Source organism: Sinorhizobium sp. M4_45, from assembly GCF_002885915.1.
Lineage (GTDB): Bacteria > Pseudomonadota > Alphaproteobacteria > Rhizobiales > Rhizobiaceae > Sinorhizobium > Sinorhizobium meliloti_A.
This window is the reverse complement of record NZ_NWVE01000009.1, coordinates 248,204-270,751: the sequence shown is the minus strand read 5'-3', so window position 1 is coordinate 270,751 and position 22,548 is coordinate 248,204. Positions and strand designations below refer to the sequence as shown.

Here is a 22,548-nt window from a genome sequence, read left to right as displayed (position 1 = left end):
GCTCTCTATCACGTCTTAACAGTCGGGTCACGTTCGCGCCTCCAGCGCATGTGAAGGATCGGATACGGTCGACCCTCTGAATCCGTGTCCGATCGTCCCTGCTGATCAAAGCCCATGGCTTCATATAAGCCTTTTGCGGAGGCGTTCTGCTCGTTGACGTCGACGGTCGCCTCGCTTCGGGTTGCCAGAAACGAATGCAGAAGGAGCCGCCCGATGCCTTGACCCCTACTCTCAGCGTGGACGAACAAGGCATCGACATGATCTCCAGTCGTGCCCATGAACCCATGGGCGGTGTCATCCGCGTCAACCGCAACTGTAAAATCTGCGGTTGGCAGATACGACTTCTCGACGAGCTCGCCGATCTCGTTGAAGTCTTCCGCCGAGAGAAACTGGTGCGTCGCCAGAACCGACGTGCGCCAGATCTCGAAGTTGCGCGCAAGGTCTTCGCGTTTCACCGCTCTCAAGGTGAACATGCGGTGTCCTTGAAGAGGTGCAGCGCCGCATATTGCAGGAGCATAATGGTCTTGCCGTCGCGGATCCTGCCGTCGGCGATCATCCTCAGCGCCTCTTCGATTGTCGGCTCCAGACGTTCGATGTCTTCGCCTTCGTCCGGGTCGCCACCACCCTCCGATACTTGATCAGCGGTCGAATAGGCTCCAACAAAGAAGTGAAGCCGTTCCGTCACCGATCCAGGGCTCATGAACGCTTCGAACACCTGACTGACATCGGTGACGCGGTATCCGGTCTCCTCCTCCACCTCCGCCTTGATCCGCTCTTCCGGTGTTGCCTTGTCCAGAAGGCCAGCGGGTGTCTCGATCAGAAGATCGTCATACCCGTTGACAAAGGCAGGGTAGCGGAACTGCCGGGTGAGCAAGACCTTTCGGCGCTGCAAATCGTAAAGCAGGATCGTTGCGCCATTGCCGCGATCGTAGGTCTCCCTGCTCTGTCTCTGCCACTCTCCGTCCGTCCGACGGAAGCTGAAGGTCGTCTTCTTCAGGACATACCAGTCGTCCGACAGGGTGGTCACCTGCTCAACCCGAATCCGATCTGCAACCGACATACACGTTCTCCATCACATACTGCACGATATTGCATGATATTTGTGTTCGTGCAATATGCGGAGCATAGGCGACGGACGCATTATGGCGGGCGCGTTAAGGCGAGCTTCCACGTTCGGGAAATTCCTGCAGTCACTCCCGAGCCTGCATTGCAGAGCCGCCACGGGCTGGAGCTAGGGATTCAATTGCAGCGGTTATTGCCAGGTTTGCACTATCTGAAAAGGAAGCTTCCACATGCTGACCACTGAGCGCAAGGCGCTGCTCCTCGACGCCCTCGGCAAGGAAGGCCGGATCGTCGCGAAAGAGTTCAGCCGGAAGCTGGGCCTATCCGAGGACACGATCCGGCGAGACCTTCGGGAGCTTGCTGGCGAAGGACTACTTCAACGCGTGCATGGCGGCGCTCTCCCCGCCTCCAAGGCACTCAAAGACCTTCCCACGCGCCGAAATGTGTCCGTCAACGACAAGGCCGAGATCGCCAAGGTCGCCGCCGGCATGGTCAACGAAGGACAGATCGTCTTCCTGGATGGAGGCACGACGACAATCAGGCTCGCGCGCGCCCTCCCAAAGGGCTTGAGGGCGACGGTTGTGACCCATAGCCCCGACGTCGCAACCGCTCTTCTTGATCATCCGGGAGTGGATGTGGAGCTTATCGGCGGTCACATCTACAAGCATTCGAACGTCTCCGTAGGGGCCGTCGCCATCGAAGCAATATCGCAGATCCGCGTGGATCTCTACTTCATGGGCGTGACCGGTATCCATGTAGAGCACGGCCTGACGACGGGAGACCGCGAGGAGGCGGCGGTGAAGCGGGCGATCTGCCGCCAGGCTGCGGAGACGGTCGTGCTTGGCTCGAGGGAAAAGCTCGGTGCCGTCTCCGCGTACAGCGTCGTTGGCTTCGATGACGTCGACGGGCTTATTGTGAGCAGGAAGTGTTCCGAGGATCTGCTCACCCCTTTTCGCGATCTCGGCATGCAGATCATATCGTCGTAAGCAGACGGCGGACAGTGGCGGAAATGAAGGCCCATTCCTGTCTGAAGAATCGTCGCTTCATGGCCAAAACACCAGGTTCCACGCTAAGCTGGGAACCCGTCACGCCATCTCAAGGTGCGAAGATTCCGTTCCCTGCGTGACAAGCGGCGCGGTAGACTTCGCATGCGGGTGGGAAGCGTTAAGTCGCCGAGCCACGATATCGTGGTTGAGCCACAGGACGGGACCGGAGGGTTCGGAAGATTCGCCGAAAATCAGCTGCCCGGTTGCCTTCACGACGAGACCGCTCAGGAGATCGCTGATCATCAACTTGCTATCCCGATGCATCCGGGTGATTTCGTTGGACGTGCCGATGGTCAAATCGGCCTGTGCCTGGCTGTTTGCCATGGGCCATGCCGAAAACTCATAGAACGGGCGCATGACCTCGCTGGCCTGCATGTCGGTGATCTTCCGGAACACATCCTTCATGGTTAAGCCGTCTGCCAGAAGCTGCTCGCAGGCCTGCCACTGTTCGTCTGCCCATTGGCCGCCGTTTTCTTTCTTCAACGCAAGCAGCAGCGGTATCAGGGGCAGTTCGATACCCGTGAACACATCGGACGAATTGGTCCGGATTTCGGGACAGTTATAGACAGTTGCCTTGATGCCTTTCGCCCAGGCTTCCTCTGCAATGCCTTCGAGCCGCATCTTGGCATAACCCTGGGTGTAGTTGGTGTAGGTCTGCCAACGATAGCTTCCGTCAATGAGGATCGCCGATCCGTGGTAACCATAGGCCGTATATCGTATTTGACCGCCCGAAGCTTCCACGCGCTCGCGAATCGCCGCGCTGAAATCAATGAGATGGCGAAAGGTGTTTGCGGAGACGTCGTCAAAATTCTGCAGGATGAGTTTTCCCATATCACTGTCGAGCAAGGTCTGCGACGACATGTGGCGGGTTCCGGTTCCCTTGTAGATTCGATTGGCGACGACCAATAATACCTTCGCCTTCGGGATGCCTCCGGCCATTGTGTGGGCGAAGAAAACATTGCGGCCAGCGGCGATCATTCCGTCGAGAACGGTCATGACCTTTGCAAGCGACTCCGTAAAACGCGCAGTGGCGATGTCGCGGCATTGCCTCACATAGTCCCAGTCGAGCTTGTCGTGTTCCCAGCTCTCAAGCGTCATCTTTGCCAGGAGATCGGTGGGAGTTGGGCCGCCTGCGGGCGCATCGAGATCGAATCCCGCCATAAGAGGTATGTTGATGATCCTGCCGCCCAGCCGGGCCTCCGCCGAAGACAGTTCCTCGGCGTCGAGCGGCCGAAGCGCGTTGTTCTCGTCGCGCCGCCCGACGGTGATCCCGACAATCTCCATTCCAGCCCGCCGGGCTTCCTCGAGCAAACCGGTGGCGTATCCGCGGCCGAACAGTTCGCCGAAGAGTACGAAAACATCGCCTTTACGGAAGACCGTGTTCTCGGAAAGACGATTCAGTGCAACCGGATTTTCCATGCTGTCAGCTCTTTGATTCGTGTGTCGTCGAGCAATGGCTCATACGAGCGTCGCAAAGACATGACCGCACTGGCACCGAATGGGAACTCATTTTCGGTGACCGTTCATTTCAAAACGTGAAGTCGGTCTCTGCTGTTCCTGCAATGCGGCGAAATGCCGAGGCCGTTGGAGATCGGCGCGCCGATAAACGAGTGCGGCTTTCGGCGGCACGTCCGTCTGGATCGAGGGGCCGGAAGGTCTCGATGCAGCTTGGGGTGGCATCGGTGCGGCAGCGGCACTAGCAAGCGGAGCGCCGTTGACAGCGCTGTTTGCTGGCGGCTCGAAGTTTGTGGGTATCTTCTTTCCGCAAGGCGATACCCTTGTTGAGCGCACCCCAGGTAGAGTGTCTTCACACCCGGATTGAAGGCGGTGATAAAAAGGACCCATGGGCATCAAGAACTATCTAATCGAAGGCGGCTCGGGTACCGGAAAGACGTCTGTCGCTACCGAACTGGAGCGGCGGGGCTACCATGTCGTCCATGGTGACCGCGTTTTGGCCTATGTCGGCGACCCCGAGACAGGCCAGGCGCTCGCAGGACCACCCGAAGGCGCAGACCGCATCGCTTGGGGATACGCGCACTGGATCTGGTCTGTCGAGAAGGTCCGCGCTATTGCTGCCGACACCACCCATCCTGCCACGTTCTTTTGTGGCGGCTCGCGCAATTTCCACAAATTCCTGGACCTGTTCGATAAGGTTTTCGTGCTCGACATCGACGTTGAGACGTTGAACCGACGACTGGATGGGCGGCCGAATGAGCCGGGCTTCGAGCCGGCCGAGCGGGCCCTGGTACTCCGCTATCATCGTACCCGGAAGTATCTTCCTGCCGGCATCGATATCGACACGGCGAATACCGTCCCAAGTGTCGTCGACGCGATCCTCGCTAAACTCACCTGAAGCCCGGCAGGTTTGTGATAGGGAGGGAAGCAACTGATTGTTGCGAGAAAGCCGCTAGCTGCCGTACGGCTCACTGGCGGCGGTGTCGGCTTCACCGGGCTTTTTGATCGGAGCGGGCGCCAAGCAGACGCCGTTCGCATTCGCGGTACGCGCTGAGGATCGACAGGTCTACTCAGGCGCAACCTCAAGGCGCTGTTTCAGAAGCCAGTCCCAGAGCTCGGGATCGTTCAAGGCGGCCCGCTCGACGCCCGAGTGGTCCACGCCCTCCAAGACACTCAGACGAGCATTACGCTTCAGACCCACAAGCCGCTCATAAAGCACGACTGAATCCGACAAAGGGATGACTTCATCGTTCGTGCCGTGGAACACCCAGAAGGCTGCCTTTTCATTTGTTCTGCTAAGGTAGTGGCGATTGCCGCCGCCGGCGATCGGAACGACAGCGGCGAATGTTTCGGGAAACTGTTCTGCCATGGCCCAAGCAGCGAAAGCGCCGCGACTGAACCCCACGACATAGACACGCGCGCGATCGACGCGATACTTCGACATAACCTCGTCGAGCGCCGCCTCGACTTTCTCGATCGGATAAAGCAGCTCTTCACTCGGATTCTGAGGTGAAAACACCAGGAAGGGGAACTTCTTTCCCTCCTCGATCAATTTCGGAATGCCACTCGATCTGACTTTCTCGATATCGGTCCCGCCCTGATCGCCGCCGTGTAGCCACACGACAAGCGGATACGCGTTGCTGGACGACGCATAGTCGTCCGGCGTGTAAATCAGATAGTTGAGATCATTCTTTATGCTGGTGCTCGATCTCGCTGCCAACTGCTCTGCATGCGCCACGCCTGCACTGCCCATTCCAATTACGGCCGTGAAAGCCAGTGCCATGATGTTCCGCGTCATTCGACCACCTGCTTCATAATGTTGCGCCTGCAAGCATCAAATGGAACCGAAAAACGAGAACTCAAGCCTCCCTACCCCGGGGATGGAACCGTCGCCTCGGGGAAGGATTGTCGCGGAACGCCGCGGCAATCCCGGAAGCGCGACCTGACAGCCCGGTTGTCGAGTGAAGAATTACCTCCGGCGTGGCGAGCAATCACTGGGTCAGGCCGTTCTCTCCTTCTCGTAGAAGGGCAGACAGGTCGAGCCGAGCGAGCGGGTCCTGCCGCTACGTTTCCTCGATCGCATCCACCCGGTCCGGATAGAATGCCATGTGCTCCTTGATCTCACGGACCGCTTCATGCGGATTCTCATAGGTCCAGACGGCATTCTTCGAGCGTTCGCCACCGGCCGCGATGCTGTAATAGGACGCATCGCCCTTGTAGGGGCAATAGGTCCCATGATCGGTGCGCGCAAGCAGCGACATGTCGACGTCGCTGCGGGGGATGTATTGCACGGGCCGATAGGACGCCTCGCGCAATGTGAGCGCGTCGCGCGTATCGGCCACGATGCGGCCATCGAGCCTGACTACAACACGCCGGGGATTGCGTTCGACAGTGATCGGATGGTCGGGGCCTGGAATTCTGATCGGCTTGTCTGACATGAGCGTTCGCCTTCAGGTGGTTGCACCGCCCCTTAGATAGGGTCACGCCTCCCGCTCCCCAAGGGCCGCACCGCCTCGACGGGCTGGGATGGCTTCCGGTCCGGCCAAACAAAATCATGAACCATCGGATATCTGAAAGAGTTGGAGCGGATGCGGGCGGAAACGGGCATGCGCCCTTCCTTGATCCCGCTTGATGTTTAGCCAGATTGGAGATGCCGGCAGATGATTGCGAGAACAGGTGGGTGCCTTTGCGGCGCGCTGAGATATGAGGTGCGCGGAGAACCTTTGCGGGTGGGACTTTGCCATTGTGCGGACTGCCGCAAGGAAAGCGGCTCTTCTTTCGTGACCTTCGCCGTCTGGCCCACCCGGGCTTTCAAGAGCTCTGGCGAAGTCAGGATATTCGCGGGCCGTGGCTTTTGCCCCGACTGCGGATCGCGGCTCTTCAACCCGGGAGAAGAGGAAACCGAAATTCGCGTCGGGTCACTGGACGACGCCCCGGCCGCCCTCAATCCCCAATACGAGATCTGGGTCGTCCGGCGCGAAGGGTGGTTGCCTCCCCTTCCGGTGCCGCAATATCCGGGGGATCGAAGCCGAAGCTAATATTTTCTCGCGCGCTGATTTTTGTTGTTGTGTGTTCTTTTTAAAATTGACGCGCGATAAGTTTTATGGTGTTTACTCCCTGCCAAGGTCAGGGACGGGAGGGCCCGCCTGCCTGGTTGCAAACGTTGAAGGCCCGCCGTTTCCAAGGGAGGAAACCATGAATATGCCCCGCATTCTCAAAACTCTCGTCGCCGGCACCGCGCTCACCTTGCTGGCATCCGGCGCCTTCGCCGACGGTATCGGCGCATCGCTCCTGACCCAGCAGCACCCGTTCTACATTGAGCTCGCCGAGGCGATGAAAGCCGAAGCCAAGGAAAAGAATGTCGCGCTCGAAGTGGCGATCGCCAATCAGGATCTCAACAAGCAGCTCGCCGACGTCGAGGACTTCATCGTCAAGGGCGTTGATGTAATTGTCATCTCACCTGTCGACAGCCAGGGCGTACGCGCGGCCATCGCAAAGGCGGAAAAGGCCGGCATCAAAGTGATCACCGTCGACGTTCCGGCCAATGGGGCGACGGTGACGTCGCATATCGGCACCGACAATTTCACCGGCGGCGTGAAGGCGGGCGAGCTCATGGCCGAGGTTCTCGGAAACAAGGGCAAGGTCGCCATTATCGACTATCCGACGGTTCAGTCGGTGGTCAATCGCGTCAACGGCTTCAAGGAAGCGATCGCCAAGCATCCGGAAATGGAGATCGTCGCGACCCAGACGGGCATCACCCGCGCAGAAGCCCTCGCCGCCGCACAGAACATGCTGCAGGCCAACCCCGACATTACCGGCATTTTCGGCTTCGGCGACGATGCGGCCCTTGCCGCGGCCGTTGCCGTCAAGGCTGCCGGACTGGAATCGCAGGTCAAGGTCATCGGTTTCGACGGCATGAAGGAAGCACGCGATGCCGTCGACGGCAATCCGGTAATGGTCGGCGTGATCCAGCAATTCCCGGACCAGATGGGCAAACAGGCGATCGACACCGCCGTAAAGGTTGTCGCCGGAGAGACGGTGCCGGCCGAGCAGCCGATCGTACCGGGCGTCTACACCGGGAAATAGGTCCCTCCCAGGACGGCTGCCGCCTGCTGGCGGCGGCATACCACGGGCGTATCCGGCGCATGCCGCCGGATACGCTCCGGTCCGGCTGAAGGAGGCCCGCCATGCATGGTTCCGCTGCGGATACCATTCTCAAGATCACCGATGTCACCAAGTCCTTCGGGCAGGTCGCCGCCCTCAAGGGGATGCGGCTCGAGGTCCGGCGCGGCCGGGTGCATACGCTGCTCGGCGAAAACGGCGCCGGCAAATCGACCTTGATGAAGATTCTCGCCGGCGTGCACGGGGCAACGTCGGGAGAGATCGTTCTCGACGGGCAGCCCTACCGGCCCGCCAACCCGCAGGAAGCCGCCTCGCTCGGGCTGGCGATCGTCTTCCAGGAATTGAGCCTCTGCAACAATCTGACGGTCGCTGAGAACATCCTCGCCACGCGCGAGCCACGCCGTTTCGGCTTCATCAACGACAAGGCGCTCGTCGCAGAGGCGCAACGGATCGTAGCCGACCTCGGACTTCCCATCGACGTGACGGAGAAGGTCGGCAATCTCTCGATCGCCCAGCGACAGCTCGTCGAGATCGCCAAGGGCCTGAGCCATGATGCCAAGGTCGTCATTCTGGACGAGCCGACTTCCTCGCTCAGCGACAGCGAGGCCGAGATCCTCTTCGAGATCATCGGCCGGCTGAAGCAGCGCAACGCCGCGGTCATCTATATTTCGCACCGCATGGAAGAGATCATGCGGCTCAGCGACGACATCACCGTCATCAGAGACGGCGAATATGTCGCGACGCATGCGCGCGACGAAGTCACCATCGAGACGCTGATCGCATTGATGGTCGGGCGCCGCATGGACGAAATCTACCCGCCGCCGATGCACCGTGTGGCGGCGGACGGCGCCCCGGTCCTTGCAGTCGACCGGTTGACGCGCGAAGGCGAGTTTCACGACGTGTCCTTCCACGTGCGCGCCGGTGAGATCCTCGGCTTCTTCGGCCTTGTCGGTTCGGGCCGCTCGGAGGTGATGAACGCGCTCTTCGGCATGAAGAACGCCGAAGGCACGGTTCGCCTCGATGGCGAGTCCGTGCGGTTCCGTTCCCCGGACGAGGCCATCGCCCGCGGCATCGGTTTCGTGACGGAGAACCGGAAGGAAGAGGGCCTTGTCCTCGGCCACAGCGTCGAGTGGAACATATCCATGGCGGCTCTCGCGAACTTCGCCGGAGGTTTGGGCTTCATCCGCCACGGCGCGGAACGGGCGGCGGCATCCGAACAGGTCGGGAAGCTCTCCATCAAGACGAACTCGCTGGAAACGCCGGCGGGGGCCCTCAGCGGCGGCAACCAGCAGAAGATCGTGCTCGCCAAATGGCTGCTCACGCGACCCAGGGTGCTGATCCTCGACGAGCCGACCCGCGGCGTCGACGTCGGCGCGAAATTCGAGATCTACAAGATCATCCGCCAGCTGGCGGCCGAGGGAACGGCAATTCTGCTGATCTCCTCCGACCTGCCCGAAGTCCTGGGAATGAGCGACCGCGTGGTCGTCATGCATGAAGGCGCGCCCGGCGCCACGCTCGAAGGCTCCGCCCTCACTCCAGAGACGATCATGGCTCACGCGACAGGGTTTCGATCATGACACAGAACACAGCAGCCAAAGCCGCCCTCGTTCGGGCTCTCAAGCAATATGGCGGCATCTTCCTCTCGCTGGTGATGCTCTGCATCGTCTTTTCCTTCTTCAACCCGCGCTTCATGACGGTTGTAAACTTCATGAACATCCTGCAGCAGGTCGCCGTCGTCGCGATCGCGGCCTTCGGGATGACGTGGGTGATCCTGCTCGGCGAGATCGACCTTTCCGTCGGCTCGATCATCGCGGTGGCAGGAATGGTCGGGGCGCAATGCTTTGCCTTCGGGATGGGTTTCGTGCCGGCGATTGCGCTGACGCTCGTTGCCGGCGCCCTGATGGGAATGTTGAACGGGGTGCTGACGGCCAAGCTGCTCTTGCCGTCCTTCATCGTCACCGTCGCGACCATGGGTATCTATCGCGGCATGGTGAGCCTGCCCACCAACGGCGCGCCTGCCATGATCGAGAACGAAACCTGGACCGCAATCGGCACCGAGAGTTTCCTGGGGCTGCCGATCATCATCTGGGTCGTCGCCGTCCTCTTCGTTATCAATCAGATCGTGCTCAGCAAGACGAGCTTCGGCCGGCGCGCCTATCTGACCGGCGGCAACCGCGAGGCGGCCGTCTACTCCGGCATCAAGGTCGACCGGCTGAAGATCCTGATCTTCATGATCTCCGGCGTGATGGCGGCCATCAGCGGCATTCTGCTTTCCTCCCGCCTGTTCTCCGCGCAGACCAATGCGGGCATGAGCTACGAGCTTGACGCTATCGCCGCGGCCGTTCTCGGCGGCACAAGCCTTGCCGGCGGCGTCGGAACCATGGTCGGCACGCTGATCGGCGCGCTCATCATCGGCGTGATGAACAACGGCATGAACATGCTCTCCGTCCCCTACTTCTATCAGCTGATCGTCAAGGGCCTGGTGATCCTCGTCGCCGTCTGGCTCGACGTCCGCGCCAAGCAGGCAAAGCGCTGAACCCCGACACGAGTGACATCCACATGCACAAGATACTGACGATCGGCGAGATTCTCGTCGAAATCATCGCGACCGAGAAGGGCGACGGGTTCCGCCAGGCGACGCCGCTCATCGGCCCCTTCCCTTCAGGCGCACCGGCCATATTCATCGACCAGGCCGGGAAGCTCGGTCAGCCATGCGCGATCATCTCCCGCGTCGGAGGGGATGATTTCGGCACGGTCAACCTCGAACGCCTCAAGGGCGACGGCGTCGACATTTCTGGCATCGAGGTCGATCCGCTCGCCACGACCGGCAGCGCCTTCGTCCGCTACCGGCCCGATGGCAGCCGCGCTTTCGTCTTCAACATCCGCGACAGCGCCTGCGGCAAGATCATGCTCGACGCGCGAATGACCCGGCTCGTCGGCGAATGCAGCCATATCCATGTCATGGGCTCGTCGCTCTACGCGCCGAGCGTGGTCGAAAGCATTCTCGCCGCGATCGGGATCGTCAAGGCGGGCGGGGGCACCGTCTCCTTCGATCCGAATCTTCGCCCGGAGATCCTCAAAAGCCCCGGCATGCGCGAGGCGCTGCTTACGGTGCTCGCCGAGACGGATCTTTTCCTGCCGAGCGGAGACGAGCTTTTCCTCTTCACCGAAGCAAAGACGGAAGGTCAGGCGGTCGCGGAACTCCTCGCAGCCGGCATCAAAGCCGTCGTCGTCAAACGCGGCGCAGCAGGCGCCAGCTATTTCGATGCGGTGACGGCGCTCTCCCTGCCGGGCTTCCCTGTCGAAGAGGTCGACCCGACCGGGGCCGGCGATTGCTTCGGCGCCACCTTCGTCAGCTTCTGGCTCAACGGGGCGAGCCCCCGCGAGGCCCTTGAATTCGCCGCCGCGTCCGGCGCCCGCGCCGTCATGCACTTCGGCCCTATGGAAGGCGCTTCGACACGCGCGGAACTCGAACGATTCATCAGCGAGCAACAGGCCTGATCATGCAAGAGAACTATCTCATCGACATCGCCCGGTGGAGCAAGCGTCCCGGTCCGCGCGGCATACCGTCGATCTGTTCCGCGCACCCGCTCGTCATCGAAGCCGCCATGCTGCGCGCGCGCCGGGAGAATACGCCGGTGCTGATCGAGGCGACCTGCAACCAGGTCAATCAGGACGGCGGCTATACCGGAATGACGCCTGAGGATTTCACCCGCTTCGTCGGCACCATCGCCGACCGGATCGCGTTCCCCCGGGATAAGATCCTGCTCGGCGGCGACCATCTCGGCCCCAATCCCTGGAAGCATCTGCCCGCCGCGGAGGCGATGGCCAAGGCAGAGGCGATGATCGCGGCCTACGCGAAAGCAGGATTCACCAAGCTGCATCTCGACACCAGCATGGGATGCGCCGGCGAACCGACGGCCTTGCCCGATGCCACGACGGCGGCCCGCGCGGCGCGGCTCGCGGCCGTCGCCGAAGACGCCATCGGCGGCCGTGGGGGCGTACTCCCGGTCTACATCATCGGCACCGAAGTCCCGATACCGGGCGGCGCGCTCGAAGAGCTGGACACGCTCGAGGTGACTGCTCCCGAAGCTGCCATAGAAACCGTGCGCGTCCATCGCGCGGCATTCGATGAAGCCGGCGCCGCCGGTGCCTTCAGCCGCGTCGTGGGCGCCGTCGTCCAGCCGGGCGTGGAATTCGGCAACGAGAACGTCATTGCCTATGATCGTGCCAGGGCCGAAAAGCTCAGCGCCACGCTGGGCCAACTTGACGGGATGGTCTTCGAGGCCCATTCCACCGATTACCAGACGCCGGATGCGCTTCGCCAACTGGTCGCCGACGGCTTCGCGATCCTGAAGGTCGGACCCGGCCTCACCTTTGCTCTTCGTGAAGCCCTCTACGGCCTCGACCAGATCGCTGCCTTTCTCTTTCCCGGCGCGCGCGAGCGGACGCTTGCCGAAGTCACGGAATCGGTGATGCGCGAGGAACCGGCGAACTGGGGCAAATACTATCACGGCTCGGCGGACGAGCAGCGCCTCCAGCGGCACTTCTCCTATAGCGACCGCATACGCTATTACTGGCCGCATCCGAAGGCCGCTGCAGCCGTGGACGAACTCATGTCTCTGCTCGACGGCGTTGCGATCCCGGAAACGCTGATCAGCCAGTTTCTCGCCGGCAGCTACGCGCGCGTTCGCAATGGCGAGGTCGCGCCGCAGGCCAAGCCGTTGGCGCTTGCCGCCGTCGACGCCGTGCTGCAGGACTATTTCGCAGCGTGCCGGGTCTAGATCAAGACGTCAGAGCGGGATGCGGGCGGAAAGCCGCGCACACTTTTCCTCAACCCGCTCTAGCGGAAGCGCCGTGATCGGTGAATATTCCGAAAGACCAAATCAGATGAGCGGGGACGCTTCGACCGTGACCAGACAGATCAAGACGATGGAGGATTTTTCGGAGTTCGTCGGCCTGTCGCGCCCCACCGTCTCCAAATATTTCAACGATCCCTCATCGGTGCGCAAGAAGACACGCGACGCCATCGAGGCGGCGATAAAGCAATCGGGCTTTCGCCCGAACATCTTCGCCGTCAACCTGAACCGCCGTCGCACCAATATCCTCGGGGTCATCGTGCCCAACTCGACGGACCCGTTCTACATGGCGCTGACGCGGCGCATCGAGCACATTGCCGATCAGGCGGGATTCCTCGCCTTCGTCCTTTCCTCGGACGGCAGGCCCGAGATGGAAGAACGGGCGATCGAAACCTTCAAGTCGATGAACGTCGCCGGCGCGATCATCGCTCCGCTCGGCGTCCAGTCGCATCACCAGAAGCTGAGCGCGCTCGGACAAAGCATACCGCTGATCTATGTCGACTCGCCGCTCGACGACAGTTCCTCCTTCGTCGGAACCGACAACCGGCAGAGCTTCAGGCTGATGGTCGACTATCTCTGCCGTTCGGGTGGCGCGCCCTGCTATCTCGGCATGCCCCCGGTCAACAACAACGCCATGGCGCGCCAGGACGCTTACCTCGAGGCCATGCGGCAACTGAAGATGAAGCCGGCGGTCGTAGAGACGACGGCATATGCCTCCTGGGACTTCGAGAAGTTCGGCTTCGACGAGACGCTGCGCATCCTGTCCAGGGGCGGTTTCCCCACGCAAACCGTTCTTTGCGCGAACGACCGCGTCGCCTTCGGCGTCATTGCGGCCGCGTTTCAGTCCGGCCTGAAGGTCGGGCGGGATGCCGACAGCGATCTGAGGGTCGCCGGCCATGACGACCATCCCTTGTCCCGCTACACCTGTCCGCCACTGACCACGGTCGCGCAGAACTACAACGAAATCGGCAGGCTGGCGATCGAACTGCTCCTGTTCAAGCTCGGCGAGGCTTCGGGTAACGGTGAAGCCTTTCGCGACGACGAACGTATTTTGCTGAGCGCGGAGATCATGTTGCGCGGTTCGGCTTAGAACTCACCTGAACTGCGCGCACGGCGCAAGCGCGAGCGCTCCCGAGCCGGTCCACAGGACGCCCGTCAGGGCCAGGACCGTCAGAAGGCGCCCCGCGCGGATCAGGAAGGGCTGGTCGTCTCCCGGATCGGCACAGCGAAGCGCTTGCGCGAGCTTTCCCGGAAAAGAGAAGACCAGCAAGAGTGCTCCGGCCGCGGCGAGTGTGGCCACGACGATGGATCCCGGAACGATGGTGGTCGCCCACGGCCCCGCGGCGGCGCATGCCACGGCGTGGAAAGTATAGACGGCAAGCAGATGTCCACCCCAAAGAATCGGCCCGGCCAGAAGGAAGAGAATTGCGCCGGCAATGGGTGGTTCGCGGACGGGATCGTTCATGACGCACCTATCCGATCAGTCGCGGGAAGCCGTGAACCAGTCCGAGGCCCAGCAGCGACTGGGCGACGGCGTAGTGATAGAGCAGCGCGTAGCTGTCGTAGGTCACCCGCCGTACGGCATCCAGCTTCCCGGCCAGATGCCGCGCCATCGCGAACAGTCCCATGATCAGCAGGGCGAAGACGAGTTGAGCGAAGAGAACGGCGCCGAGATAAACCATGGCTCCGTAGGCGTTCCCATCGGGGGTCAAGCCGGTCGCCAAGTGTCCCCGGAGTTCAAGTGCGAACGCACCCGTCAGGCAGGCGAGCGAAAGAAGCAGAGCGGCCGCCATTGCCACGCGCGATGCCGAGAACATCCCCAGCCTGCGGCTGACAAGCCATAAGATACCCGAGCCGGCAAGAAGCAGCGCCGCGGACCCCAAGGGCCAGCGAAGGGGCGGTGGTTCCGGAGAACCGGCCGGTGCCCAGACCTCCGGCGAGACGACCCAGAGGAAAAGGTAGGAAAAGACATAGGCGAGATAGAGGGACGCCGCAACGAACATCAGGACCACCATCGCCCACCAGGAATGCGACGTCGGTCCGCTCATATAGGTGGGAAGGCGGACGCCCTTGGCGATTTCGATCATGCCTTTCGAAGGCCCGGGGTCGAGCCCCCAGGCCCAGACGAGGATGAAGGCGATGGCGAGGACTCCGCAGATCGTCGCGATCGTCACCATCTTGACCGTCAGCAGCAGGAAGAACGCCGCCGTGAAGACGGCCGCGAGGAAAGGCGGCCAGCCGGGACCGGGCATCTGGATGACATATTGCGGACGGGCATGGATCGGCGAGGTCACGATCGTTTCCCGCCAGCCGGTCGGAGCGTTTGGAAGATAGTGATGGCCGTCGCGTACCTCCTGAGGGAGACTCGGCCGGTCCCAGAGCGGTTCGCGACTGGTGATGTGAGGGATGCTTCGGGTGGAGTAGACGTCGTTCGGCAGCCATTCGAGCGTGCCCGCCCCCCAAGGGTTCTCGTGAGGTCCGTTGCCGGGGCGGAACTTCGCGGCGAGATCCACCAGAAACACGAGTACGCCGGCGGCAAGCACATAGGTCCCCACGGTTGAGATGAGGTTCAGCGTGTCCCAGCCCATGTCGCCGGGATAGGTCCAGACGCGCCGCGGCATGCCTCTGAGACCGGTCAGATGCATCGGCAGAAAGGTGACGTTGAAGCCGATGAAGATCAGCCAGAAAACCCACCGGCCCAACCGTTCCGAGAGCATCCGGCGGCTGAAGAGCGGCATCCAGTAATAGATCGCCGCAAACAGCGGGAAGACGAACCCGCCGATCAGCACGTAGTGGAAATGTGCAACCACGAAGTAGGTATCGTGTACCTGATGGTCGAAGGGCACCATGGCCACCATGACGCCGGTAAGCCCGCCAAGGGTGAAAATGAACAGGAAGCCGAGAATGAACAGCGATGCGGTCGTTATCCGGAAGCGCTCCCGTCCCGCGGCGATGGTCGCGATCCACGAAAAGACCTGGATGCCCGAGGGAACGGCGACCGCCATGCTGGCGGCGGAGAAGAAGGCGAGGCTCAGCGCCGGAATGCCTGTCGTGAACATGTGGTGCACCCAGAGCCCGAAGCTGAAAAAGCCCGTGCCGATCAAGGCGACGACGATCAGGTGATAGCCCACGAGCGGTGTGCGGGCCATGGTCGGTACCATCATCGAGACGAGGCCCGCGGCCGGAAGGAAGATGATGTAGACTTCCGGGTGCCCGAAGAACCAGAAGAGATGCTGCCAGAGCAGCGGATCTCCCCCCAGCGCGGCGGTGAAGAAGGGCCAGCCGAACGCCCGCTCGATCTCCAGCATCATCGTCGCCAGGATCACTGCCGGGAAGGCGAACATGATCATGCTGGCGAAGATCAGCATCGTCCAGGCGAAGATCGGCATCTTGGCGAGCGACATGCCCGGCGGCCTTGTCCTCAGCGCGCCAACGACGATCTCCACCGCCCCTGCGATCGCCGAAATCTCGATGAAGCCGATGCCGAGCAGCCAGAAATCGGCGTTGTCACCCGGCGAATATTCCATGAGCGTCAGCGGCGGATACATGAACCAGCCGCCTTTCGGCGCGAGGTCGTAGAAGATGGTCGAGAAGAAGACCAGCCCGCCGACAACATAGGCCCAGATCGCGAAGGCGCTAAGGCGCGGAAAAGGCAGATCGCGCGCCGCCAGCATCTGCGGCAGCAGCATGACACCGAGCGCCTCGACCGCCGGCACGGCAAAGAGGAACATCATCGTCGTGCCGTGGACCGTGAACATCTGATTGTAGAGGTCCTGGTCTATGAGGCGATTGTCGCCGAGGGCGAGCTGCGTGCGCATGACGACGGCCAGCAGACCGGCCATGAGGAAGAAGAGAAACGCGACGCCGATATAGAGAAGACCGATCACCGTATTGTTGACGGCCGTCACCAGCCGCCAACCGCGCGGCGTCGCCCAGATGCGCTCCAGTTCACGGACCTCGCCTTCGGGCCGGGTATCGGGATTTGGCAGTTCCATCATCCGCCTCCACCGCCAGTGTCGCGCAGGAAATAGAGGACGACCAGTCCCGCCAGGTAAACGGTGAGGACCGCGAAGGAGTCGTAACCCATCCGGAAGATCGTCCGGTCGCGCCGTTCGACCAGCCCGATGAAGAAGATCGCCGTGACCGTGATCGCGATCAGCGCTGCAAAGGCTTCGAAGCGCCCGGCCCCGTTCATCACCGCGTCGGCACCTCCGGTGATATCGACGATAAAAAGAAGGAAGAGATCAATGAGGTTCGTGCCGAAGATATCCGACATGGCCATGGTATAGAGGCCGGCACGCGTGGCGCTGAACACCGTGCTGACTTCCGGCAGCGACGTCGCAATTGCCACGAGGACCGCGCCGATGAAGCTCTGGCCGAGTCCGGTCGCTTCGGCGATCGCATCTCCCGAACGCGACAGCAGATAGCCTGCGACGATGATGACGGCGCCGCAGCCGGCAGTCGCCCAGCCCACCTCGCGCAGCGATTTCTCCTTGCTGTCTTCGGCCTCCTTCCGCGCCCTCTCTTCCTCCTTTTCGGGCGTGACCTCCTCGTCATTCGCTATCCAGGGCTTGTCGCGCTTCGTTCGTGACAAGACCCACATGCCGAAGCCCGTGACCGCTGCAAGCAACCACATCCACACGCCCGAGAAAAGCACCGGCACGTCCCCCACCACGATCGAGGCGGCGACGATCGACAGGAGAAGGATTTTGAAGCCACCCTGCAGCATGACGACCGGATCGGGAATGACCGAAGTCAGCGCCTGGCGGCCGATCAGCATGTCGGCAAAGGCGAGGATCGCCACCTGCATGACGATGCCGCCGAGGATGCTGTTGACCGCGAGACTGGCGTCACCGCTGAGCGACGAGGTCACGCCTACAGCCAGCTCCGGGAGGGAAGTGATGCCGCCGAGAAGCACGACGCCGATGAAGGCCTGGCCTACGCCCGTCTTCTCGCTGATCGCATTGGCATAGCCGGTGATCCTGACGCCTGCCATCCAGACTGCCACGGCAGCCCCCGCGAAAATCGCAAGATTCAGCCAAAGTCCAAGGCCGGCGAAGTCAAGCATAGGTCACCTCAACTGGTCCAGATAGGCGGCGAGCTGCCGCAATTCGTCGTCGGTGAAGATTTCGTATGGCGGCATCAGATTTTCCGGCTTCACGTGCTGGCCGTCGCGGATCCAGCGGACGAAGGCGGCGACATCGTTCTCGAGCGTGGCAGCGGCAAGCGAGTGCCGGCTGCCCACATGCGTGAGATCGGGGCCGATCGTGCCCCGGGCATCCGTGCCGCGGACCCGGTGGCATGCGGCACAGCCGGAGGAGAGGAACAGCGCCTGCCCTGCGGCCTGATCCTGTTTCGCAGCCGCGGCGTCGCCGGCCTCACCTGCCAGCCAGGAGGAAAACTGATCTTCGGGCATGGCGATCACGTAAAAGGACATGAAGGCATGCGGCCCGCCGCAATATTCCGCACATTGGCCGCGACTGATGCCGGCCTTCGTCGCTTGAAGCGTCAGCGTGTTGGTATGGCCGGGGATCATGTCGAGCTTGCCGGCGAGCCGGGGCACCCAGAAGCTGTGAATAACGTCTGCCGATGTCAGTTCCAATTCCACCGGTCGCCCGACAGGCAGCCTGATTTCGTTGGCGCTCTCGATGCGGCGACCGGCCTCGTCGACATAGGTCACCCGCCACCACCAGCGCTCGCCCACGACCTCGATGCGCAATCCGCCCTGCGAACGGGCCGCAGTGGCGCCGGGCGCCATAAGATAGAAGCCGTAGCCCAGCAGGACGCTGAGAGCGAGGATCGGGAAAACGAGACCGCCACCGATGACCACCCTTTCGCCCGCAATGCGGGCACGCCAGCGCTCACCGCCGAAAAGCGCGACCGCCGTGATCAGGCAGACCCCGGCGAGAATGGCGGTAGAGAACAGGATCAGCAGCCAACTGAGCGTGCCGATGCGCTCGGCTTCCGCTCCGGAAGGATCGAGCGCGGACTGCAGCCCGGCGCAGCCCTGCAGCGCGAGAGCGCTTGCCACGGCGAAATATCGGGCGAGCCTCATCGGTTCGCCTCCGTCATCGGCGCCGTGGCGCTTCCCGGAGGCAGCGAACCCAGATAGGCGGCGACGTCTTCGATCTGCGCTTCGTCCAGTGCGCCGGCAACCGCCGTCATGATCCTCCCATAGGGGGTCCCGATCCGCCCGCCGCGCCGCCAGAGCCGTATTTGCTCCTCTATATATTCGGCATGCTGGCCGGCGAGGACCGGAAACTGCTGCGATTGACGTCCGGAATGGCAGCTCAGGCAGGCCGGTACGCCCTGATGCGCGATGCCGCGCCTGGCTATGGCTTCGCCGCGCCTGAGTTGCTCAGGGTCAGGTGGCGCCGATTGATTTCCGGCGCTTGGCTGGAGCGCGGAGTAATGCGCTGCCAGCTCCCGCATGGCGTCCTCTGACAGAAGGTCGGCGACCGGTTCCATGGCACCGCTCGCGCGGGTCCCTTTCGCATACTCCTGGAGACTGCGCAGGAGATAGGCTTCGGGTAGCCCCGCGAGCCGCGGGATACGGTCGCCGTTCGTGCCTGTGCCTTCGCGTTCATGGCAGCGCCTGCAGGCGGTCAAGGCGCTGCCGCTCACGGATCCCTCATCTCTACTCGCCTGGCTGCGCGTGAGGCCTGCCAAGTCGGGATAATTGCCTGCCGTTGCGGGCAGGCTCGCGAGGAATGCCGTAACGGCCCAGACTTCGTCGTCGCGCCGCGTATTCGGCCATGCGGGCATGCCGGTATATTTGAGGCCGTGCTTGACGATCCAGAAGATCTCCTCCGGCGGGCGGCGCTTGCCGATGTCCATCAGATCCGGAGGCGGGGGCAGCATGCCGCTGACGATCGGGTTTATCTCTTCGCCGGGGCGGTTGTGGCACGCTACGCACGCACCTTCGAAATGGGATGCACCGAGTCGGATCATGCCGTCGTCATCGAGCGGCGGAACTTCGATCGTAAAGCTTCGGTTGGCGATCGATCGTTCGCGGACCAGCGTCAGGATCCATGTCGTAATCCGCAGATGGTCCTTGGAGGCCGCGACGTTGTAGACGCCGGACCAGACGAACACGACACCCGCAGTCACGAGCAGCACGGCGCCGACCCCGACGATTTTAGCAACGGCCGTCCAGTGAAGGTTTCTCAGGTCCACGCTGCTGCACCCGTTCTGGATCCGGCCTCGTCTTCCTCCATCGTCAAAAGCCAACGCGCGGCAATCACGATTCCTGCGAGAACATAGGTCACAGGACAGGCGACCAGCATGATAAGCCCCGCGAGCTGCTGATCGGCCAAAGTTGCGTTCAGGGTTCCAGTCGCATGCGCCGTGTGGGATGCAGCGAAAGCGGGGTAGAGCGCTCGCGGCGCGAAGACGAAGAGTACGGCGAGAAGACAGTAGAGCTTGCTGGTCATCAGAAGGGCAACGATCGGTTGCCAGGAACGCTTGCCATGAAGGAGCAGGACCGCCCGCCAGAACAGGAATGCGGTCAGGAACAGGCTGGCATTCATCAGCAGATGAACCGTGGGAAATTCCAGGGCCCGCTTGAGAAATGGCGGCGCATGCCAGGCCCAGAGGGCGGCGATCTGCACAAGTGTCGCAAGCGGCAGAACCCACCCGGCGATTTCCCGCCGCTGCGGCCGGCCCCACGTCATTGCGACGGCAGCCACGGGCGCGGCGAGGTTCATCAGCAGGATGTGCACTGCCATATGCGTCGCCAACGGCCCCATCACTCCCCCTAGTCCTCCGAGCGGTTGACCAAGACCGCGCCGGTCAGGTTTCAGAAAGGTCGCCGGCGCAGGCGGCCGGTCGAAACACGGCATCGAATTACTGTGTCGCAAGGCGAAACTGTTTGGGGTGCTTCATGGTTCCAATCCGCACCTCCTGTGGTTGCGGAGACGGCCGAACCGCCCGCCGCGAAGCGCTCACGGAACAAATGGGCAGGCCCGAGGTTTCAACGGTCGACCGAACAGGAGGCGCCGATGAATCTGAATTCCGCATCGACTGCCGCGACCGTCACCAACCCGGTCCATTCGTTGCTCGTGCCGTTTCCGGTCGTCTGCTTTACGCTCGCCCTTCTGACCGATATCGCCTTCTGGCAGACGGGACACATCATGTGGCAGAACTTCTCCGCCTGGCTGCTCTTTGCCGGAATCATCGCCGGCGTGATTGCTGGTGTGGCCGGTGTGTTGGAGTTCCTGTTTCGAAGGGAGCGGCGTAGGCAAGGGGCGGTTTGGCTCCATGTAATCGGCTACGTCCTCGTCCTCGGTCTCGCCTTCGTCAACAACCTCGTCCATGCCGCCGATGGCTGGACGGCTGTGGTACCCTACGGGTTGATCCTCTCCGCGGCGACGGTGCTTCTGACGATCCTCCTCGCTTTGCTTGGCCGCGCCACCCTCTATCGCAGGCAATCCGGAGTGAGCGATTATGAATAGCTCTGCCTTCTTCCGTGCAAGATTCCTCGTCGGAACCGGCGTTCTCCTCCTGGCGCTCGGAGGCTGCGGCGATGACGGCTCGGATTTCGACGTTTCGCAGCAGATCGGCCCCGATCCGGTCTTGCCGGAGCCGACATCGGAACTCATGCCGGACATGAAAATCGCCGAGGTCGTCGGCTGGCAGGACGGCACGGCACCGAGCGTTCCCGACAATCTCGTCATTGCCGCCTACGCGAAGGACCTTGCCAATCCGAGGACCGTCCATACGCTGCCGAACGGCGACGTTCTCGTCGTTCAATCGCGCGAACCCTCGGGCAAGCCGATAGAGCGGCCGAAGGACATGATCCGGGGTTGGATCATGTCCATGGCCCACGGCGGTGGTGCCGGCCCCCAAAAGGAAAGCAATCTGATCACGCTGCTCCGCGATACCGATCGCGACGGAACGGTGGACGAACGCCACGACCTGCTGACGGGGCTCAATTCTCCTTTCGGAGTGGCGTGGCACGACGGAACGCTTTACGTGGCTGCGGCCGATGCGATCCTCGCCTATCCCTATCAGCTCGGGCAGGCGGAGATCACCGGCGAGCCGCGGGTTCTAACACCGCTTCCCGGTGGCCCGATCAACCATCACTGGACCAAGGATCTGGCCCTCAGCCCCGACGGGCGCTACCTCTATGCCTCCGTCGGTTCCAACTCGAACGTGGCCGAGCGCGGGCTCGAGGCCGAAAAGGGCCGCGCTGCGATCTGGCAGGTAGATCGGGAAACGGGTGCGGCCCGCGTCTTCGCGTCCGGCCTTCGCAACCCGAACGGGTTGATCTTCCATCCGGAAACCGGCGTGCTCTGGACGGTCGTCAACGAGCGTGACGAGCTGGGGCCGAATCTGGTGCCGGACTACATGACCTCGGTGCAGGAAGGCGCTTTCTACGGCTGGCCATGGAGCTACTACGGCGCCCATGTGGACGAGCGGGTCCATCCGCCGCGGCCCGACATGGTCGAGAAAGCGATCCCGCCGGACTATGCTCTTTCCAGCCACGTCGCCGCACTGGGCCTGGTCTTCTCCAACGGCTCCGCCCTGCCGGAGCCCTTCGCCAACGGCGCCTTCATAGGCGAGCACGGGAGCTGGAACCGCAGCAGCTTCAACGGCTACAAGGTCGTCTATGTCCCCTTCGAAAACGGCCGGCCGGCCGGGAAGGCTCAGGACGTCGTGACCGGCTTCATCGAAGGCGATCAGGCACGCGGTCGTCCGGTCGGCGTTGCGATCGACGGGACCGGGGCGCTGCTTGTTGCCGACGACGCCGGCAACACCGTCTGGCGCGTCGCCGGAGCCGACGGCAGGGTCACGCCGAGCCCTGTCGGCACGGACGGACAGAGGGATAGCGCGGTCACCAGCGAAGCCACCCCGCCGGCGGGTGAGACAGGAGGAACATCCGGACTGGCCGCTCCTCCCGCAACCGGTGCCACGCCTCCGGAGCCGCCGCAGACCGATGTCGCGCCGGCTACTCTGCCGAGAGCTACGGAACAGGAATCACCGGAGCCGCAGCAATAATTTCC

At 62.4% G+C, this 22,548-nt stretch carries 22 protein-coding genes; 11 read left to right on the top strand and 11 right to left on the bottom strand.

All coding sequences use genetic code 11. The features are described from left to right. Positions 1-8: 8 nt before the first annotated feature. Both CN933_RS23910 and CN933_RS23905 read right to left on the bottom strand, forming a co-directional pair. Positions 9-473 carry an acetyltransferase gene (locus CN933_RS23910; protein ID WP_102762605.1) on the bottom strand — a complete coding sequence of 155 codons (465 nt, stop codon included), beginning with the start codon at positions 471-473 and terminating at the stop codon, positions 9-11. After that, positions 461-1,060 carry an NUDIX domain-containing protein gene (locus tag CN933_RS23905; protein WP_102762604.1) on the bottom strand — a complete coding sequence of 200 codons (600 nt, stop codon included), beginning with the start codon at positions 1,058-1,060 and terminating at the stop codon, positions 461-463. The genes CN933_RS23910 and CN933_RS23905 overlap by 13 nt, the downstream gene beginning before the upstream one ends. 232 nt (positions 1,061-1,292) lie before the next feature. On the opposite strand from CN933_RS23905, the gene CN933_RS23900 reads away from it, so the two are divergent. After that, entirely contained in the window at positions 1,293-2,048 is a 756-nt protein-coding gene (locus tag CN933_RS23900; protein ID WP_102762603.1) for a DeoR/GlpR family DNA-binding transcription regulator, read from the top strand. A gap of 99 nt (positions 2,049-2,147) precedes the next feature. Here CN933_RS23900 and CN933_RS23895 read toward each other — a convergent pair whose 3' ends face one another. After that, complete coding sequence (locus CN933_RS23895) at positions 2,148-3,527, bottom strand: enoyl ACP reductase FabMG family protein (protein WP_102762602.1); 1,380 nt, start codon at positions 3,525-3,527, stop codon at positions 2,148-2,150. Positions 3,528-3,951: 424 nt separating this feature from the next. Between CN933_RS23895 and CN933_RS23890 the strand changes: the two genes are divergently transcribed. Continuing rightward, positions 3,952-4,461: a DEAD/DEAH box helicase family protein gene (locus tag CN933_RS23890; protein WP_102762601.1), complete on the top strand. Its 510-nt coding sequence runs from the start codon at positions 3,952-3,954 to the stop codon at positions 4,459-4,461. Between the two features lie 168 nt (positions 4,462-4,629). Here the strand turns inward: CN933_RS23890 and CN933_RS23885 are convergent, their stop codons facing one another. Both CN933_RS23885 and CN933_RS23880 read right to left on the bottom strand, forming a co-directional pair. After that, a complete protein-coding gene (locus CN933_RS23885) occupies positions 4,630-5,361 on the bottom strand; it encodes a carboxylesterase family protein (RefSeq protein WP_102762600.1) in 732 nt (243 codons plus the stop codon). A gap of 265 nt (positions 5,362-5,626) precedes the next feature. Further along, positions 5,627-6,001, bottom strand: a complete 375-nt coding sequence (locus CN933_RS23880; RefSeq protein WP_102762599.1) for a DUF427 domain-containing protein — start codon at positions 5,999-6,001, stop codon at positions 5,627-5,629. A 222-nt stretch (positions 6,002-6,223) separates the two neighbouring features. On the opposite strand from CN933_RS23880, the gene CN933_RS23875 reads away from it, so the two are divergent. From CN933_RS23875 to CN933_RS23845, 7 genes are all read left to right on the top strand, one after another. After that, positions 6,224-6,601: a GFA family protein gene (locus CN933_RS23875; RefSeq protein WP_102762598.1), complete on the top strand. Its 378-nt coding sequence runs from the start codon at positions 6,224-6,226 to the stop codon at positions 6,599-6,601. Positions 6,602-6,758: 157 nt separating this feature from the next. Continuing rightward, entirely contained in the window at positions 6,759-7,649 is an 891-nt protein-coding gene (locus CN933_RS23870; RefSeq protein WP_010975799.1) for a substrate-binding domain-containing protein, read from the top strand. Positions 7,650-7,750: 101 nt separating this feature from the next. Then, positions 7,751-9,262, top strand: a complete 1,512-nt coding sequence (locus CN933_RS23865; RefSeq protein ID WP_102762597.1) for a sugar ABC transporter ATP-binding protein — start codon at positions 7,751-7,753, stop codon at positions 9,260-9,262. After that, entirely contained in the window at positions 9,259-10,221 is a 963-nt protein-coding gene (locus CN933_RS23860; protein ID WP_100670268.1) for an ABC transporter permease, read from the top strand. Before CN933_RS23865 ends, CN933_RS23860 begins: the two co-directional genes overlap by 4 nt. A gap of 23 nt (positions 10,222-10,244) precedes the next feature. Beyond that, positions 10,245-11,186, top strand: coding sequence for a tagatose kinase (locus CN933_RS23855; RefSeq protein ID WP_102762596.1), 942 nt, complete (start codon positions 10,245-10,247; stop codon positions 11,184-11,186). A gap of 2 nt (positions 11,187-11,188) precedes the next feature. Then, positions 11,189-12,469: a D-tagatose-bisphosphate aldolase, class II, non-catalytic subunit gene (locus CN933_RS23850; protein ID WP_102762595.1), complete on the top strand. Its 1,281-nt coding sequence runs from the start codon at positions 11,189-11,191 to the stop codon at positions 12,467-12,469. Positions 12,470-12,575: 106 nt separating this feature from the next. After that, positions 12,576-13,634, top strand: coding sequence for a LacI family DNA-binding transcriptional regulator (locus tag CN933_RS23845; protein WP_080636763.1), 1,059 nt, complete (start codon positions 12,576-12,578; stop codon positions 13,632-13,634). Between the two features lie 3 nt (positions 13,635-13,637). On the opposite strand, the gene CN933_RS23840 is transcribed toward CN933_RS23845, so the two are convergent. Genes CN933_RS23840 through CN933_RS23815 form a run of 6 tightly spaced genes read right to left on the bottom strand, consistent with a single transcriptional unit; the run spans position 13,638 to position 20,292 of the window. After that, positions 13,638-14,009: a hypothetical protein gene (locus CN933_RS23840; RefSeq protein ID WP_102762594.1), complete on the bottom strand. Its 372-nt coding sequence runs from the start codon at positions 14,007-14,009 to the stop codon at positions 13,638-13,640. A 7-nt stretch (positions 14,010-14,016) separates the two neighbouring features. After that, the gene (gene ctaD, locus CN933_RS23835; protein WP_164866854.1) at positions 14,017-16,539 is read right to left on the bottom strand and encodes a cytochrome c oxidase subunit I; all 2,523 of its coding nucleotides are present in this window, start codon (positions 16,537-16,539) and stop codon (positions 14,017-14,019) included. After that, a complete protein-coding gene (locus tag CN933_RS23830) occupies positions 16,539-17,612 on the bottom strand; it encodes a sodium:calcium antiporter (protein ID WP_102762592.1) in 1,074 nt (357 codons plus the stop codon). Before CN933_RS23830 ends, ctaD begins: the two co-directional genes overlap by 1 nt. A gap of 3 nt (positions 17,613-17,615) precedes the next feature. Beyond that, complete coding sequence (locus CN933_RS23825; RefSeq protein WP_102762591.1) at positions 17,616-18,599, bottom strand: cytochrome c oxidase subunit II; 984 nt, start codon at positions 18,597-18,599, stop codon at positions 17,616-17,618. After that, a complete protein-coding gene (locus CN933_RS23820) occupies positions 18,596-19,720 on the bottom strand; it encodes a c-type cytochrome (RefSeq protein ID WP_102762590.1) in 1,125 nt (374 codons plus the stop codon). The genes CN933_RS23825 and CN933_RS23820 overlap by 4 nt, the downstream gene beginning before the upstream one ends. After that, complete coding sequence (locus tag CN933_RS23815; protein ID WP_102762589.1) at positions 19,711-20,292, bottom strand: cytochrome c oxidase assembly protein; 582 nt, start codon at positions 20,290-20,292, stop codon at positions 19,711-19,713. The genes CN933_RS23820 and CN933_RS23815 overlap by 10 nt, the downstream gene beginning before the upstream one ends. A gap of 252 nt (positions 20,293-20,544) precedes the next feature. Between CN933_RS23815 and CN933_RS23805 the strand changes: the two genes are divergently transcribed. Continuing rightward, positions 20,545-20,997 carry a DUF2231 domain-containing protein gene (locus tag CN933_RS23805; RefSeq protein WP_102762587.1) on the top strand — a complete coding sequence of 151 codons (453 nt, stop codon included), beginning with the start codon at positions 20,545-20,547 and terminating at the stop codon, positions 20,995-20,997. Next, on the top strand, positions 20,990-22,543 hold the full coding sequence (locus tag CN933_RS23800; protein ID WP_102762586.1) for a PQQ-dependent sugar dehydrogenase: 1,554 nt from the start codon (positions 20,990-20,992) through the stop codon (positions 22,541-22,543). Before CN933_RS23805 ends, CN933_RS23800 begins: the two co-directional genes overlap by 8 nt. The last annotated feature ends 5 nt before the right edge of the window (positions 22,544-22,548 follow it).

Excerpts from the sequence above, each read along its gene's own strand:
- CN933_RS23805 (WP_102762587.1), top strand. The coding sequence starts at position 20,545 with ATGAATCTGAATTCCGCATCGACTGCCGCGACCGTCACCAACCCGGTC.
- CN933_RS23895 (WP_102762602.1), bottom strand. The coding sequence starts at position 3,527 with ATGGAAAATCCGGTTGCACTGAATCGTCTTTCCGAGAACACGGTCTTC.
- CN933_RS23845 (WP_080636763.1), top strand. The coding sequence starts at position 12,576 with ATGAGCGGGGACGCTTCGACCGTGACCAGACAGATCAAGACGATGGAG.
- CN933_RS23855 (WP_102762596.1), top strand. The coding sequence starts at position 10,245 with ATGCACAAGATACTGACGATCGGCGAGATTCTCGTCGAAATCATCGCG.
- CN933_RS23875 (WP_102762598.1), top strand. The coding sequence starts at position 6,224 with ATGATTGCGAGAACAGGTGGGTGCCTTTGCGGCGCGCTGAGATATGAG.
- CN933_RS23825 (WP_102762591.1), bottom strand. The coding sequence starts at position 18,599 with ATGAGGCTCGCCCGATATTTCGCCGTGGCAAGCGCTCTCGCGCTGCAG.
- CN933_RS23900 (WP_102762603.1), top strand. The coding sequence starts at position 1,293 with ATGCTGACCACTGAGCGCAAGGCGCTGCTCCTCGACGCCCTCGGCAAG.
- CN933_RS23910 (WP_102762605.1), bottom strand. The coding sequence starts at position 473 with ATGTTCACCTTGAGAGCGGTGAAACGCGAAGACCTTGCGCGCAACTTC.
- CN933_RS23800 (WP_102762586.1), top strand. The coding sequence starts at position 20,990 with ATGAATAGCTCTGCCTTCTTCCGTGCAAGATTCCTCGTCGGAACCGGC.
- CN933_RS23880 (WP_102762599.1), bottom strand. The coding sequence starts at position 6,001 with ATGTCAGACAAGCCGATCAGAATTCCAGGCCCCGACCATCCGATCACT.
- CN933_RS23890 (WP_102762601.1), top strand. The coding sequence starts at position 3,952 with ATGGGCATCAAGAACTATCTAATCGAAGGCGGCTCGGGTACCGGAAAG.
- CN933_RS23815 (WP_102762589.1), bottom strand. The coding sequence starts at position 20,292 with ATGGGGCCGTTGGCGACGCATATGGCAGTGCACATCCTGCTGATGAAC.
- CN933_RS23850 (WP_102762595.1), top strand. The coding sequence starts at position 11,189 with ATGCAAGAGAACTATCTCATCGACATCGCCCGGTGGAGCAAGCGTCCC.
- CN933_RS23885 (WP_102762600.1), bottom strand. The coding sequence starts at position 5,361 with ATGACGCGGAACATCATGGCACTGGCTTTCACGGCCGTAATTGGAATG.
- ctaD (WP_164866854.1), bottom strand. The coding sequence starts at position 16,539 with ATGGAACTGCCAAATCCCGATACCCGGCCCGAAGGCGAGGTCCGTGAA.
- CN933_RS23865 (WP_102762597.1), top strand. The coding sequence starts at position 7,751 with ATGCATGGTTCCGCTGCGGATACCATTCTCAAGATCACCGATGTCACC.
- CN933_RS23905 (WP_102762604.1), bottom strand. The coding sequence starts at position 1,060 with ATGTCGGTTGCAGATCGGATTCGGGTTGAGCAGGTGACCACCCTGTCG.
- CN933_RS23860 (WP_100670268.1), top strand. The coding sequence starts at position 9,259 with ATGACACAGAACACAGCAGCCAAAGCCGCCCTCGTTCGGGCTCTCAAG.
- CN933_RS23870 (WP_010975799.1), top strand. The coding sequence starts at position 6,759 with ATGAATATGCCCCGCATTCTCAAAACTCTCGTCGCCGGCACCGCGCTC.
- CN933_RS23840 (WP_102762594.1), bottom strand. The coding sequence starts at position 14,009 with ATGAACGATCCCGTCCGCGAACCACCCATTGCCGGCGCAATTCTCTTC.
- CN933_RS23830 (WP_102762592.1), bottom strand. The coding sequence starts at position 17,612 with ATGCTTGACTTCGCCGGCCTTGGACTTTGGCTGAATCTTGCGATTTTC.